Genomic DNA, 14860 nt, shown 5'->3' on the forward strand with positions numbered 1-14860 from the left:
ATCTGAATCCCCACCACCGCGCCCACAGAGTGGTAGAGCGACTCCCGTCCCCTACAGTATAACCTAAATGCCTCTTGTAACACAAGATATATAGGAGAGATTGGATATAAGGTACCCCGGGTTCTCTGCCCCTCGTGTTGCAAGGAAGAGCTGCACTCACGACACTCGGCACTGGAACCTTGGTAGCCTGTGTGAATAAGGCAGAGCTTTTGAGCGTAACTGCACAAAAGTGCCCACCAGTCTCAGAGATCTGTCCCGGTTCGCTGAGGAGCAATTGTCGCCCATTCACGTCCCGCGTTTTCCGAGGAGGGAGTGAGGTGGGACCGACCCGCCAGTTTGCTTCGTCTCTCTCGTCGCCTTCCAGCGGGCCGGCCTCGGCTCGGGGCCTAAGCTTAAGCGGGTGGCTCGTTGCTGGCGCCTGTCGAGGAAGACGGGCCTTTCTCCTCCTCGTGACTGCTCTCGCCGGAGGAGCTGGCAGGGCTACTGCTAGGGCTACTGCTGGCTGTTGACGAAGGCGTGCCGTAGATCAGGTCGGTCAGATCCTTATGCGTGCGTTCAAGGATGCTGCGCAGGTGAGCCAGTCGATTGGGGTCACCCACGGAGGAGCGTCCAGCGATCATGAAGAGGCGGGCCACCTCGCCGGCCTCCTGGCGCAGTGCCTGCAGCTCCGGCGACCAGGAGCGGCCCAGGGCGCGCAGCGGCCAGCCTGGATCAGGACGTTCCCCCTCGCGCTGGTGCTCGGCCAGAAAAGCGCGTCCAGCTTCGGTAATCGTATAGACCTTGCGCCCCTCAACCTCGCTAGAGGTGATAAAGCCGCGATCTTCCAACATTTGCAAAGTTGGATAGATCGAGCCAGGGCTAGGTGTATAAAAGCCGCCGGCCCGTTCTTCCAGCACCTTCATCATCTCGTAGCCGTGCATGGGGCGCTCCTGGAGCAGCTCCAGCAAGACATATTTCAGATCGCCGCGTCCGAAGACACGCAGCCGCTCAAAGAAAGCAGTGGGGCCGTGAGGACCGCGGCCATGTGGTCCGTGGCCGTGTGGGCCGAAGGGGGGCCGCCCGCGGCGCGCCTGCCAGAAAGGAGGAAAAGGTGGGGTAGGAGGGCGCTGCCAGGGGAAGGGGCCACCATCATCCCAGCCGTAGTATTGCCAGGCAAAGCGTCGGCCAAACATGAAACTGTACTCCTTTCTCTTCTCGCTCCCTGGCGCTGAGCCTCTGCGAAGAATCTCTATCGCTCGCAGGGCTGGCTACAGCGCCCGAGATAGCGATATATCGAAAACCACTGTGCTCAGTATAACGATATATCGTATCCATGTCAAGGGCCTGAAGCTGCCTGCTTGCAGAAGGGAGGGAGGCGTGATACGATAAACCGAGGGAAGAGGGAGCAGAGGGAGAGCCAGCTCACCAGCCAGTGCAGTGTAGACAGAAGCCAAACATACCCCGCAACAGTAGAGAGCCGAGAGACTTGTCGACAGCATTCACCGACGGTGTATAGTTTCTCTTAGGTTAGGAAAATCCGAAGAGAGGTAGACGTCGTTTGTCAGTTAAGACTGGAATCAGCCACAGGAGATGTGAGGTGCCAGAACAGTATTATCGCCCAGGAGAGCGGCACGTCGGAAAGCGAGTCGTCACCATTGGCGGAGGCTCTGGAACCTTCGCCCTCCTTTCGCATCTCAAAAAGTACCCGTATAACATCAGCGCCATCGTCACCATGTCGGACAGCGGAGGAAGCTCGCGTCGCCTGATGGATGAATTTCGGCGTCAATTGCCGCTAGGGGACCTGCGGATGTCGCTTGTGGCCCTGGCACGCAATGGAGCGCTATGGCGTGAGGTCTTTATGCACCGCTTTGAGAGCACAGATGAGCAGGGAGAGGGGAAAGGAGGAGTTGGTGGCCACAGCCTGGGGAATCTCATTCTCAAGGGTCTCCAGGATATCAACAATGGCGACCTCATGCTGGCCATTGAGGATGCGCAAGAGCTGCTCAATACTGCCGGGCGGGTGCTGCCAGTCACCCTGACGCAGACGACCATCTGCGCCGACCTGGAGGATGGCACCACTATTTGTGGCGAGACCGAGATTGACACACGTGGCAAAAAGAACCTGGGGCCGCTCTCGCCCATTGTCCGCCTGCGTATGGTGCCCGAGGATGCTCCAGCCTGTCCCCAGGCCATTCGCGCCATTCGCCGGGCTGACGTCATCATCATTGGCCCGGGCGATCTCTACACGAGTCTCATCCCTAATCTCCTCGTCAAAGACATTGCGCGCGCCGTGCGTGAGTCCGAGGCGGAGAAGGTCTATGTCTGCAATCTCATGACCAAGCACGGAGAGACCGACGGCTACAAAGCCTCCGATTTTGTCAGCGAGATCCACCGCTACCTTGGAGGCCGTGTCGACCGGGTGATCGTCAATGACGGCCCATTCCCTCCTGAAGTGCTCCGCACCTATGCCGAGGAGAAGAGCGAGCCGGTGGCCGTCGATCGCGCGCGTTTAGCGAAGCTCGTGCCAAACGTCGTCATCGGCCATTTCAATCTCGAAGATGATATGTTGGCTCGCCATGATCCCGAGCGTCTGGTGAGGGCTATTTTCCCATCCGATCCTTTCTAGCCCCAGCCTGTCCAGTCTTGCTCTCTCACCCGATTCTGTCGCTTTTGCTTGCTGTCGGCCTCCCTCTCTGGCTCCGGGCCAAGGAGCGGCTGTCGGTCGCGGCTGGGGCTGATGCTGCGTTTTGAAGGCAGGCCGGACCGGTCAGACGAGGGCCGGCAGCAGAAGACTCCGGCTCAGGCGTGAAGCGAGGCCGCTCATCCACCTGCTGCAGCCTGCAGCGCTGGCCTCGCTTCACGCCTGGTCTGGGGCCAACGTCCTCACCTGCGCCTGCGCACTCAGCCGGGGGAGGAACAAAACGAGGAGCTTCGACCGCTGGCGGCCTGGTTTGCGGGCCGATTGCTCGTGTGTTCTCTCCTTCACCAACCGGCTGGGCGCTCGCTGCTACCTTTCCCTTCTACGGTAAGGTACGGGCGATCTGCTCGAACTCCTCACGTGGGAACGCTCGCATGGTCTGGCTTCGTAGGCTGCCTTGGGCGATGATGCCAAGAATCAAGCGCGCGGCAGTCTGATCGTCAGGAGCCTCGGTAATGATGACATAGTCGTACTGGCCCATGACAAGATAGAAGCCGATAAGCCTGCCTCCTGCTTCCTGGAGCGCCTTCTCGAACATCTGAAGACGTTCGGGGGCATTCTTGGCTTCCCTGATCCCTTGCTCGGTTAAATTGACCAGACTGATGTAGGTTGGCATTGAAGGACCTCCTCGCCCTTGACAGGTCTTCAACTCAAGATGGAGCGCTACGGGGTCAGCCTTCTGTTGCAATTGTACATTCCCAGTTGCACTTTCACAAGCTCTGCTGCCAGCCCGTCAATCCTTTCTTAACCAGTAATTCTCAAGCTGCCCCTCTTTCAGGCTGATGGACGCTGGAAGAAGAAGCGATGTTCGCAGTAGCCGGCCAGCATGCCCACCAGTGAGAAGAGGGCATTGGTGTGTCCAGGCAGCGAGCCAAGAACGACCAGGCCACTATCGAGCAGGAGGTAGGCCAGCATGGCCAGCACCATCCCCAGATAGGGGCGCACGAACCAGGTGATCAGCAAGAAGAGGGGTTGGCCCCGTGAGGTGGATTGGCGTAAAGAGACCAGGCAACTCACGCAACCGCCGAGCAGGCCGTACGCCAGGACCAGCCAGGGCACGCCGAACGGAGCGAAATCCGGTGTAAAGACCTCCTGCCCGAAGCCCAGACCCTCGCCAATGGCCAGGGCCAGTACAGTCAGAAGGAGGAGGGCGTGGTAGACGGCCAGCGCCAGTAGCCAGCCCTGGGGAGCCGGGCGGGTGACAGTGGAGGGAGCGGATGGCTCTGGCATGCCTGGAGATTGCGCAGGAGATGGCGCAATCGGCTCTGGTGAGGTTGCGACAGGGGCCTGACCAGGAGCAGCCGGACTGGACCGCTGCCGTTCATCTTTGCCTGAGACTGCCGCGATCGGCTCTGTATCCTGCTCATCGCTCTCCACTGGAGGGTGCGAGGCTGCCGGCCCTGCTGGCCCGCTGGTGGGGCCTCGTCTGGCCCTTCCCCCTGATGACTCAGCGGCAGTGCTGGCCCGGCCTTCCAGGTCCAGCAGATAGCTCTCTGGTAGCTTCTGGCGGCGGGCGCTTTCCAGCAGGTGCCGCACGTAGGGATCAGCTGCATAGCGCTCGGGTAGGCGTGGTTGGAAATACTTGCGGACCGTTGCCGAAGCGATGTAGGTGGTGCAGGTAATCTCGCGCTGGCGTAAAGGCTCATGAACTACCACTGTCAGCGGCTCGAAGAGGCCGATCGGCGGGACCGCATCATGGACCTTATCCAGGGGAACCACGCCGTCCTCGGCTGGCAGGGCCAACCGGCGCGGCACGCGATAGAGCATGCCCCAGACCGCGGCAGCCGGGTCGCTACTCGGCAAGATCGAGGCGACAACGTCGCCCGTGGCCGTGCGCACCGTGCCGAAACCTAGCTCATAGCCTTTTAGCATGCCTGGCCCGTAAGGCAGGGCCAGCCCGTCCAGCAGTTGAGGACTGTTCAGCACCACTGTATCCATCTCTGGGCCGTACTCAAACAGCCAGAGGAATTCATTGCGCTCCTGGCCCGGCTGCGTTGAGGTGACCACGTCCTCCTTCTCCACTGCCTGGCTGGCAATAGGGAGCGGCGTCTCTTCCAATGAGCTGTATTCTTCGGGGACAGGAGGCGCTGCCGGGGCCTCCTCGGGGAACGGTGCACCTCCATCCGTCAGACGGGGGCCGAAGGTGCTCCCCGTCTCGCCCAGCGCCAGCGAAGGCGGGCGTGGCGTACTGCTGCGCACAATAGGCACACCTGGCGCCACAAAATCGTCGCCTCGTCGGCGCTTCTCTCCGCGTCCCTCACGTCCCTCGCGTCCCTCACGCCCCTCACGCATCTCTCTTCTCTCCCTTCGCTCTCTCTCGATCGGAGCTTCGCGCTCCCGCTCATGTTCGCGCGCTGGCTGTGCCTCGCCTGACTGACTCTCCTGCCGCTCTCCCTGAGCCGGCTGCTCAGCATCACCGTGCATATCACTTCCCCCTTCCAACTCCAGGCGCGGCGCCTGTCCCTCCTCCCCTGTCCCAGACCTCGTCATCGCCCCTGACTGCGGCAGTGCGCCGCGCCGTTCCGTATCATGCCTGGTCATGACCTGGCGTCTACCCTCAATTCCTCATCAGCCCGTGCCCGGCCAGCCTGGCGGGCAGCAAGATTGTCCCATCTCACGCCTGCCCCGTTCCGCTGGCCGTTCCCTCCCTGCCTTCTCCGCTGCTCCGCTCTGCTCTGGCGTGCGCCGCTGTTGCCTGTCACTGCCTGCCAAGCCATCAGCCCCACCTGCAGACGAGGTCGGGAGCAGGACGGAGGTGCCCCGATCTCTCCTCGCCTGGCCTGTAGTCCCAACTCTGCGCTGTGATGCTATGCACCCCGTGGCGCCCCGGCCCTGGCCTCCCTCTGTCTGGCTCTACGCGCTCTACCTGGAGCAAGCGAGCATAATGAGGAGATACTGTAAGAGATGGTTGCACTACTGCAATTGATAGGATACACATTTGAATCGCTTTCGCCAAGTCTGCAGGACCTGTGGCTAGTGAGAGTCACTGAGCGGCTCCTTATTGAAAAAGCCGCGCTCGGTCACAATAGCGGTGACCAGCTCGCCGGGGGTGCGATCGAAATAGAAGTTGCGCACCTCGATGCCGGGGATTGGCTCTTCCAGCACCTCTTTTGGCTCTTTCTCTTCCAGCAGGGAGAGGTCGCCGGTCCAGGGCTGAGAGGAGATTTTCAGCGATTCGCACAGGACGTAGAAAGGGATGCCGTAGCCACGGCTGGCCCAGGCCAGGAGAGCGGTACCGGCTTTATTGATGACATCGCCGTTGGCGAGGACGCTGTCGGCGCCGACCACCACGGCGGTGCAGTCTGGAAGAAAGATGGCGGCCTCGGCGTCAGTGATGAGCGTGACGGCGAGGTTCAGGTGCTGCAGGCGGCGAGCCACCTCTCGACCTTCATAGCGGGGACGACCCTCCAGGACGATGACCCGTTTAATCTGGGAAGCACAGGCATGCAGGGCCTCCAGGACAGTCCCCGAGAGGCTATGTGTCATCAAGGTGCCGGCCAGCAGCGGACGAGCATGGGCGATGATCGCTTGCGGCGCGCGTTCATACTCTTCGCGCAAACGCGCTGCCTCCTGAGCCATACCTGCCAGTCCCCCCGGGGCTTGGAGGATGCGCCGGACCGCGCCGGCGATAGCGGCCATCGCCGGGCGGGCCTGCATCAGCTCCTCACCAGCGGCGCGGATCTGGGCCAGCCTCTCTTCTGGCGAGCCGTAAGGGGCACGCGCCAGCTCTTCCAGGATGGCAATTGTCTCGCCCACCAGCCAACGTGAGCCATGTTCGCGGTCATTGCGCACAGCCTCAATGCGCTCCTGGAGCTTATTCATACTTCTCTCCCTTCGTAGTTGGATCTTGGCTTTCGGGCTTGGTCGCTGCCATTACTAGTTATTATCGCGCTCTCTCTTAAAACGTGCAAAGGGCCAGAAAGGCTGACTTTGCACGGCGAGATCTCTCTCATGGTCCTGTTTCCGGGCCAGATCAGCTCTGATTGGTTCGATTTTTGCCGTCGACATTGGCTCTTGTGATTCGCTTCCTGGCACACTACACTGCTATTGGTATGAGCCAATGCAGGAGGGGGAAAAACATGCGACACTCACGCTCATTTGAGCACCGCTCGCGCTCGTGGTCCGCTGCTCCTGCCGCCGTCCTTGTGCGGCTCGATCGCAGCAGCAGTGTGCCTCTCTATCGGCAAATCTATCAGCAGTTGCGTGAGGCGATCCTCTCCGGGGCCTTGCCCGAAGGGTCCCGCCTGCCCACGGAGCGAGCTTTAGCGCGCGAGCTGGGAGTCAATCGTACAACGGTCATGAATGCTTACAACGAGTTGGCGAGCGAGGGCCTCATCGAGGGGCATGTCGGGCGTGGGACGCTGGTCCGGCGCAGCCTGCTCACTCTGGAGGAGGAGTGCGAACCGGCCATGCCTTCCTGGCTGCTGGGACTGGCCGCCGGTGAGAGCGAGGTACTCGGACCTGACGCGCGCGTGCTCAGTGAGCTAATGGCGCTGGCTGAGTATGGCGGGATGATCTCCTTTGCCAGTGCCATGCCAGAGCCGGCCTTGCTGCCAGCGGATCTGTTCCGCGAGATCTGTCAGGATTCGCTCCTCTCTGCCCGTCAGGAGGCGCTTGGCTATTGCCCGGTGGAGGGCTTACAGAGCCTGCGTCAGCAGGTGGCCCTGCGCATGCGTCGGCGGGGCGTGCCTGTGGATGCCGGGCATATTTTGATCCTGTCTGGCTCGACACAGGGCATCGGCCTTGTTGGGCGCTTTCTGCTGCGCCCCGGAGATGAGGTCGTGGTCGAGGTCCCCACCTATATCGGGGCCATCCAGGCTTTTCGGGCCTTGGGGGCGCGAGTCATTGGCATCCCGCTGGATAGCGAAGGCATGCGCCTGGATCTTTTGGAGAGCGTACTGGGGCGCCATCGCCCGCGACTGATCTATACGCTGCCGACCTTTCAGAATCCGACAGGCGTGGTGATGTCGCCTGAGCGTCGCCGGCGCTTGCTGCTGCTCTGTCGGCGCTATCAGGTACCGGTGTTGGAGGACGATGCCTACGGCGAGCTATATTTTGATACGCCGCCGCCTCCGCCGCTGAAGGCCCTCGATAGCGACGAGCAGGTGATCTACCTGAGCACCTTCTCGAAAATGCTGGCGCCGGGCCTGCGGGTGGCCTGGCTGGCCGGGCCGGTGCCGATGATCGAACGCCTCTCGTTGCATAAGCAGGTCTTTGACCTGAATACCAATGCCCTTGGTCAGTGGCTGGTGGCTGAGGTGCTGCGCCGTGGCTGGTTGGATGGGCATCTGCGGCGCCTCAGTGCCGCCTATCGACGCAAGCGAGATCTCATGCTCCAGGCCATTGAGCGCTACTGGCCCCGTGAGATACGGGTAACTCCGCCGGGAGGGGGCTTTCATCTCTGGTGCCGTCTGCCGGCGGGCCTGCGGGCGCGTACCCTTCTGCGTGAGGCGGCAGCTGAGGGCGTGGCTCTCCTCAATGGCGAGCCTTTCCATGTTGATGGGGGTGGCCAGCAGTATGTCCGCCTGAGCTATGCCTATCCCCAGGAAGGGCAGATCGAGGAGGGCATCCGCCGCATTGGCATGGTGCTGAAGCGTCTGTTGCTGCAGCGTAATCAGGAGCAGACGCGCTCCTCTCCTCCTGAGCATATTCCAATGGTCTAAGCACGAGCCTTGCGGCCTCCACTCGGGACCCTGTAGGGCGGCAGCCGCAGCAGCACTGGCTGGCGCTCTGCTCTAACAGGCGTTTGTTGACAGCCTCCGCCCGGTGTCGGAAAATGGTGACCGGCTAGGCCGGCACTGTTGTTCAGATGGTGGGCCGGCTGGATGTGGCTGGAGCGGGAGCGCCTCCCCTCTGGCTCTCACTGGCGCTGGTGAGCGGCTGAGAGCTGCCGACTGACTACCACCTGCTCGATTGTGATCGTCGGCTGGCGCCGGGGGAGCCGTTCACTTCTAGGTATCCCTGTGAGCGTCTGGGGTGCCAGACCTGTTCTGATCGTGGCTTGCCTGGATGAACTGGCGAACGGGCCAGGCGAGCTGCAACGGGCTGCAATCCCGATCCCTTGCCGGCTGGGTGAAACCGACGATACGAGAGCCAAGAACGAGAGGAGTGTGTCTGGAGTTGAATCGTCTGACTGCTCCGGGCAAGCGGCTGTTTTTGAGCGGCGATGAGGCGGTGGCGCGGGCCGCTCTGGAGGCTGGTGTCCATGTGGCGACCGGTTATCCAGGCAATCCTGGCGGTGGGGCGCTGGCGGCGCTCTTGCCCCTGGCGACACGTTATGGTCTGGCCGCTGAGTGGAGTGTCAATGAAAAGGTGGCGCTGGAAGTAGCCGCGGGAGCCGCCTGGGCCGGCAGGAAGAGCCTGGTGACGATGAAGATGTCGGGCCTCAATGTTCTGGCAGATTCGCTGCTCTCGATCGCTCACAGCGGCGTCAATGGAGCGCTGGTGATCTACGCTGTGGATGATGTCGGGGTCTTCTATGGAATGGTTGAGCAGGATTCGCGCTACTATGCGCTGCTGGCGAGCGTGCCGCTGTTGATGCCGGCCAGTCCCGAGGAAGCCTATGCGATGACTCTCCTGGCTTTCCGGGCTTCGGCCCAGACTGGAGCGCCGGTGCTACTGCTGGGCACGACGGTGGTAGCGGCCTCTCAGTCATGGATCAGAGTGGCCCCTCTGGAGCGCCCCGCCGTTGAGGAGCCAGCCAGCTTCCAGCGCGATGTGGCACGCTTTACCAAGGCCGTCCCTCAGTGGTGCCGTGAGCAACATGCTGCGGCCCTGGCGCGCCTGAAGCAGGCCGGCGCGCTGCTGAGCGAGGTCAATGTACGGGAGGAGCTGAGCGGCTCAGCGAAGGCGCCTGTCCCTCGGGGGAGGAATGTCGGTGTGGTGGTAGCTGGGGTAAGTGCGGCTTATCTGGCCGAGGTACAGGCTCGTCTGAGTGCGGCACCCCCGCTGGCGATCTTCAAACTGGGCCTGATTCATCCTCTGCCTCGCGAGGAACTAGAAGCTTTCCTGGCTCCGCTGGAGGCGGTGCTGGTTTTGGAGGAACTGGAGCCGCTGATCGAGACCCAGGTGGCGGCCCTGATCGCGGAGCGTAATCTACAGGTCCGCTTGCTGGGCAAGCGCAACGGGCTGCTGCCGCGCGTAGGCGAGTACAACCAGGCGCAGGTAGCGCGGGCGCTGGCCGCCTTGTTTGAGACGGCTGGCTATCCTGAGAGCGCCGCTGAAGCGCAGACACTGGCCGCACAGTTGTCGGCTCTGACGGAGCCGGGCGGCTTTTTGGCTCCTTTGCCGCGCACCCTGGAATTCTGTCCCGGCTGTCCGCACCGGATGACGTATTACGCGCTCAAACGAGCGCTGCAGGCCGCTGGCTACCAGCCCAATGAGGTGATCACAACCGGCGACATCGGCTGTACGATCCTGGGCATGCATGCCCCTCTCTCGGTCTGCTGGACCGAGGTCTCGATGGGGGCCAGCCTGGGGATTGCTCAGGGACTGAAGTACGCTGGCATCGAACGTCCGGTACTGGCGGCGATGGGCGATAGCACGTTCTTTCATGGAGGCATCGCTGGACTGCTGAATGCCGTTCAGGCGGAAGTGCACCTGACCTTACTTTTGCTGGATAACGGCCTGACGGCGATGACAGGGCAGCAGCCAAATCCGGGATCGTGGCAGGCCGGCGCTGGGTCAACGGCGAAGCCGCGGGCTGATATTGAGACAATTGTGCGCGGCTGTGGCGTAACCTTTGTGCGCGAAGTCAATCCTTATGAGCTGGAAGCAACGGTGGCGACGCTGCGCGAAGCCCTGGCCTTCCAGGGAGTGGCGGTAGTCATTGCGCGCGCACCGTGTACGGTCCCAGGTCGCTTGTTGCCCGGCCAGGCGGCGCCGTTCCAGGTCGATGAGGCGCGCTGTTGTGCTGGACATGGTTGCGACGAGCTACCCTGTTATTATGAGGTTGGTTGTCCCGCAGTAGTACTGATGCCAGCCGAGAAGGGCGCCGACGAGGGACTGAGGGCCAGGGGTGAGCTGCGGGTGCGCATTGATCCTCTGAGCTGCGTGGCCTGCGGACTGTGTGCCGCTGCCTGCCCGTTCGAGGCCATTGGGCCGCTGGCAGCTGCGGACAGCGATCACAATGAGCAGAAAGAGATGGCTTCTGCCTGGCCATCTCTTCTGGTGCAGGAGTAAAGCACTTATGCCCGAGTCCGCTGAGCGTGAGCCGCGCTGGCAAGCCCTGGTTCTGGCCGGAGTCGGTGGCCAGGGATTGCAGACCGCTCTGGAGGTGCTGGCGCTGGCTGCCGACGAAGTTGGCCTGACGCTGCAGACCTTTGCCCCCCTGAGCCTGGCCCGTCTGGGTGGGAGCGCTTGCTGTCATCTGCGCTTCGGCCCGGTCCCTACACCACGCATCGCGCCCGGGCAGGCCGACCTGCTGATCGTCTTGGAGATGAGCGAAGTGCTGCGCGTACTGCCCCTGGCGCGTGCCGGCGCCCTGGCCTTTATCTCTACCTGGCGCCGACCCCCGCTGGCGGCGGGCCTGCAGGGCCAGCCCTATCCCAACCAGGCAGCCCTCGCTACTGCTTTGCAGCGACGAGGAGTGACGGGCATCTTTGTGGAGCCACGCTGTGATGGTTGGTTGCCTGCCGGCGGAGGGGAGCCGAAAGGTGAAGAGATTCCTCCAGGCTTGCTCTCCCTCTTCATGCTGGCCGTCTGCTGCAGCGCCACGGGCCTGCTCCCTTACGTCGCCTTGGAGCGCGCTCTGGCCCGGTGCCTGGAAGATGAGCCAGCGGTCGCAGCGGTGGCCCGGCGCCTCTTCGCCTGTGCCTGGCAGCGCGGAACGCTGCTCAGGCTGCCACCGGGGGCTTGACAAATTCCTGTGGCTGCGGTAATATGCATACGCAAGCACGGTCAACGCTGTACCAATGCTGTCTGGCAAACCAGCCTGTTGGGGTGTCGTTCAACGGTAGGACTGCCGACTCTGGATCGGCCAATCGGGGTTCGAATCCCTGCACCCCAGCCAGTCGGAGAGGCAAGAACGCCTCTCCTTTTTTGTTTGCCTTTGTTCCTCCCTGGCCGGCGGTGAGGAACAATAGACTGAGGAACCTGGTTCCAGAAGACGAGGGTGCGCAGGCAGAACGCACAATCCGAAGGTGGGGGATTACCGCGAGAAAAACGTCCGAAACGATTGGCTGGCTCTGTCGTATACCAAGTAGGTACGTTTTTTATTTGATGTGCGTCTTCCCTGAGTCTGTATTGTGGTATCCAGCTCCACAGAGGTGTAATACTCTTAGAAAGACTGATTGTGGCTTGAGGACCACAGAGCCTGACTGGAGCGGAGAGCGTTTCCGAGAAGCTCCTGTCTGCAGATTGGTGGGGGAGTAGTCGACTGATCCTGTCAAGCAAGCAAGAATGTAAAGAAAGGGGCATCACCATCGATGTCGACTGGCGCAGGCACTGGTCCCACCGGTAGAGCAACGTTCGAACCAGCCGGCAAAACATCGTTCGAAGAAGAAATGCGCTCCGCCGCGCGCTGGACGCGCCGGCGTGATATCCCGCTGGCGATTCTGGCCTGGATGGCCCTCGCCGTCCTGGCCCTGTGGGGCATCAGCCATATCGCGCACTCGCTGCTTATGCTGGTAATCGCCGCCCTACTGGCCTATGCGATTGCTCCTGCGGTGCGCTTATTGGAACGCTTTATGCCCCGGATCGTCGCTATTCTGCTAGTTTATCTTGTGGTGCTTGGCGGACTAAGTGTTCTTCTCTACTTTGTGATTACAACCACCATTGAACAGATTGTCTCCCTGGCACATTATGTACAGCAAATGCTGACCCCCCGGCCCGGTGGCTCGGTCACCCCGCTAGAGGAGATCCTCAACCGCTTTGGCATTAGTGCCAGCCAATTGAGCGATTTGCGCCAGCAGCTCTTTAATCAGCTAGAGAACGTGGCCACCAGCGCCCTGCCAATTGTCACCGGTGTCTTCGAAGGGGTTCTCGACATTGTCATTGTGATGGTGCTGAGCATCTATTTGCTCATCGATGGCGAGCATGCGGTGCGCTGGTTGCGGCGCGGTGTACCGACGCGGCAGCGAGCGCGGACCCGTTTCTTTCTGGATACAGTCCAGCGAGTGGTTGGGGGCTACATCCGTGGTCAGCTGCTGCTCTCGGCGCTGGTCGGAGTGCTGGTCGGCCTGGGGATGTTCATCCTGCAGGTTCCCTATGCGGTCTTGCTGGGCGTGCTGGCCTTCCTGCTGGAGTTTATTCCGGTCTTGGGGACACTCACCTCGGGGGCGATCTGTGTGCTCATCGCCCTGAGCCAGGGCTGGCTAACGGCGGTGCTGGTGCTGGCCTACTTCATCGGGGTGCATATCCTCGAAGGAGATGTCATCGGGCCGCGCATTGTTGGGCGCGCCGTCGGTCTGCACCCGGTGGTTTCGCTCTTTGCCCTGCTGGCTGGAGCCGAGCTATTCGGGGTAATCGGAGCCATTTTTGCTGCACCCCTGGCGGGCGTGCTGCAGGCGCTGCTGGTGGCCGTCTGGCAAGAGTGGCGCAGCCTGAATCCAGAGCAATTTGAGGAGCCGCCAGTGCCACTGCCGGCGCCGACCTCCTTCCCTGTGAAAGCGGAAGCGACCGGGCCGGGCGCGCCGACTCGGTCAATGACGGAGGGACCCGGGGAGGCGCGCGGGGCGAGCGCTGCCGATCTGGGGCAATCAACGGGAAGGCTGGTGGAGACCAGCAGCGGAGAAAATAGAGAGGATGATCGTCGTAAGGCCGCCAGCGCCCAAAACTCTGTCGAGGTGCCGCCGGCTCCCTCGGCCTCGGATCACCTGCTCTAACTCTGAAGTGCTATGCAGTGAAACCGAAGCGTCATGAGCCGCAGCTTTCCCCGCTTTTGTCACCTCTGTGGAACACCGCTGGCGCTGGTAGGGCGATACCTGATTTATCCCAACGGGCTGGTCATCTGCCCGGCCTGCGAAAGCACGGCGCCGCGCTGTCAGCGTTGTGGTCTACCAGGGCGGCATCTGGAACATGTGGGCGGAGCGCTCCTCTGCCCCCCGTGCCGCGCCCAGGTGGCCTTCTGTGCTTGTTGCGGTCGGGCCTTGCTGGAGACCGCTTATCTGATCGGAGACTCGCCGCTCCCGTATTGCCAGCGCTGCCTGGAGGAGCGTCCCCGCTGCGATATCTGCCAGGCGCCTTTAAATGAGCAGGGGCGCCTGCTGCCTGGGCAACATAGCGAATCACGCCGTTGTGCCTCCTGCTGGGCTGAGGCTGTGCGTAGCCCGGATGAGGCGGCGCCACTCTATGAGCGCATTTTTCTCCTGCTGCCGCAAGAACCGGGGCTGACGCTGTCCGCCCTCCCCCGTCTCCACCTTTGCGAGCGCGCACTACTGCAGGAGCTGCATCAGCAGCGTCAGAACAGCTTACAGCCTGGTGAGGAAGGGGCGGTCAGCGACCCACATTTGCTCGGCATGTTTTTGCAGCAGGGCCGGGAGCAGGATATCTACATCGAGCACTATTTGCCGCGCGATCTCTTTCAAGCGGTGGCGGCCCATGAGCTGGCTCATGCCTGGCAAGCCTGGCAGGGCCTGGAGGGGCTGCCGCTATTGGTAAGTGAAGGCTTTGCTGAGTGGACGGCCTACCATGTCTTGCAGGCCCTCGGTGAGGAGGGCATGGCCCGGCGCTTGCTGCGTCGTCGAGATCTGTATGGTCAGGGCCTCCAGCGCTTCTTAACACTGGAAGAGCAACAGGGCCGCGCGGCAGTGCTGGCCGCCGCCCGTGGCTCTCTCCCGCTGTAGGAACAGCGAACCTCGTAAGTAAAATCGCCTCCCTCCAATGTCAGCTTCTGTTGCCTTCCTTTGATCTTCTTCAAGGCTTTACTCGCTATTGGCTCTTCCGCTACTCGGTAACTCTCCTTACCGTCTGCGGTAAAAGCGACCTGGGGAAGCGCAGCATGACCTGCCGTTGCGTGAGGTGCTTCTGACGCTCACCAGAGAGAGCGGGCACTGGCGCCTGACGGGGAATGGCGTCTGATGTGGCTTCTTCTTTCCCTGGTGGCTCAAGAATGCTGATGGACCGCAGAACGGGCTGTCAGGTGATTGTGTACACGATGAACACAAAAAGTATGCTCAACTTTATACAAAGGTTTTCTGTACAGACAATTATAGGTATGCATCCCTTGCTTTATTGTATATACTA

At 61.7% G+C, this 14860-nt stretch carries 10 protein-coding genes and 1 tRNA gene; 7 read left to right on the forward strand and 4 right to left on the reverse strand.

Annotated elements, in window-relative coordinates:
• Positions 1-392 precede the first annotated feature (392 nt).
• Positions 393-1172, reverse strand: coding sequence for a PadR family transcriptional regulator (locus IRZ31_RS13995; RefSeq protein WP_297154665.1), 780 nt, complete (start codon positions 1170-1172; stop codon positions 393-395).
• Between the two features lie 404 nt (positions 1173-1576).
• Here IRZ31_RS13995 and IRZ31_RS14000 point away from each other — a divergent pair, with 404 nt between their 5' ends.
• Positions 1577-2605: a gluconeogenesis factor YvcK family protein gene (locus IRZ31_RS14000; protein WP_112430750.1), complete on the forward strand. Its 1029-nt coding sequence runs from the start codon at positions 1577-1579 to the stop codon at positions 2603-2605.
• A gap of 394 nt (positions 2606-2999) precedes the next feature.
• Here the strand turns inward: IRZ31_RS14000 and IRZ31_RS14005 are convergent, their stop codons facing one another.
• From IRZ31_RS14005 to IRZ31_RS14015, 3 genes are all read right to left on the reverse strand, one after another.
• A complete protein-coding gene (locus IRZ31_RS14005) occupies positions 3000-3293 on the reverse strand; it encodes a GYD domain-containing protein (RefSeq protein WP_112430752.1) in 294 nt (97 codons plus the stop codon).
• A gap of 158 nt (positions 3294-3451) precedes the next feature.
• Positions 3452-5218 (reverse strand): hypothetical protein, encoded by a 1767-nt coding sequence (locus tag IRZ31_RS14010; protein WP_297154667.1) that lies wholly within the window; start codon positions 5216-5218, stop codon positions 3452-3454.
• 432 nt (positions 5219-5650) lie between these two features.
• A complete protein-coding gene (locus tag IRZ31_RS14015) occupies positions 5651-6499 on the reverse strand; it encodes a translation initiation factor eIF-2B (protein ID WP_297154669.1) in 849 nt (282 codons plus the stop codon).
• A 257-nt stretch (positions 6500-6756) separates the two neighbouring features.
• Between IRZ31_RS14015 and IRZ31_RS14020 the strand changes: the two genes are divergently transcribed.
• The 6 genes from IRZ31_RS14020 (at position 6757) to IRZ31_RS14045 (ending at position 14460) form a co-directional block, all read left to right on the forward strand.
• Complete coding sequence (locus IRZ31_RS14020) at positions 6757-8340, forward strand: PLP-dependent aminotransferase family protein (protein ID WP_297154671.1); 1584 nt, start codon at positions 6757-6759, stop codon at positions 8338-8340.
• 457 nt (positions 8341-8797) lie between these two features.
• Entirely contained in the window at positions 8798-10858 is a 2061-nt protein-coding gene (locus tag IRZ31_RS14025) for an indolepyruvate ferredoxin oxidoreductase subunit alpha (protein ID WP_297154673.1), read from the forward strand.
• A gap of 7 nt (positions 10859-10865) precedes the next feature.
• Positions 10866-11534, forward strand: a complete 669-nt coding sequence (locus tag IRZ31_RS14030; protein WP_297154675.1) for a 2-oxoacid:acceptor oxidoreductase family protein — start codon at positions 10866-10868, stop codon at positions 11532-11534.
• Between the two features lie 79 nt (positions 11535-11613).
• Positions 11614-11687: transfer RNA gene (locus tag IRZ31_RS14035), tRNA-Gln, on the forward strand.
• A gap of 415 nt (positions 11688-12102) precedes the next feature.
• Positions 12103-13500, forward strand: a complete 1398-nt coding sequence (locus IRZ31_RS14040; protein ID WP_297154677.1) for an AI-2E family transporter — start codon at positions 12103-12105, stop codon at positions 13498-13500.
• Between the two features lie 33 nt (positions 13501-13533).
• Entirely contained in the window at positions 13534-14460 is a 927-nt protein-coding gene (locus IRZ31_RS14045; RefSeq protein ID WP_297154679.1) for a hypothetical protein, read from the forward strand.
• The last annotated feature ends 400 nt before the right edge of the window (positions 14461-14860 follow it).

The organism is Thermogemmatispora sp., assembly GCF_019683635.1.
GTDB lineage: Bacteria > Chloroflexota > Ktedonobacteria > Ktedonobacterales > Ktedonobacteraceae > Thermogemmatispora.

Bases quoted from the DNA above. Each gene is read 5' to 3' on its own strand.
- IRZ31_RS13995 (WP_297154665.1), bottom strand. From the start codon at position 1,172: ATGTTTGGCCGACGCTTTGCCTGGCAATACTACGGCTGGGATGATGGT.
- IRZ31_RS14005 (WP_112430752.1), bottom strand. From the start codon at position 3,293: ATGCCAACCTACATCAGTCTGGTCAATTTAACCGAGCAAGGGATCAGG.
- IRZ31_RS14010 (WP_297154667.1), bottom strand. From the start codon at position 5,218: ATGACCAGGCATGATACGGAACGGCGCGGCGCACTGCCGCAGTCAGGG.
- IRZ31_RS14015 (WP_297154669.1), bottom strand. From the start codon at position 6,499: ATGAATAAGCTCCAGGAGCGCATTGAGGCTGTGCGCAATGACCGCGAA.
- IRZ31_RS14020 (WP_297154671.1), top strand. From the start codon at position 6,757: ATGCGACACTCACGCTCATTTGAGCACCGCTCGCGCTCGTGGTCCGCT.
- IRZ31_RS14030 (WP_297154675.1), top strand. From the start codon at position 10,866: ATGCCCGAGTCCGCTGAGCGTGAGCCGCGCTGGCAAGCCCTGGTTCTG.
- IRZ31_RS14040 (WP_297154677.1), top strand. From the start codon at position 12,103: ATGTCGACTGGCGCAGGCACTGGTCCCACCGGTAGAGCAACGTTCGAA.
- IRZ31_RS14045 (WP_297154679.1), top strand. From the start codon at position 13,534: ATGAGCCGCAGCTTTCCCCGCTTTTGTCACCTCTGTGGAACACCGCTG.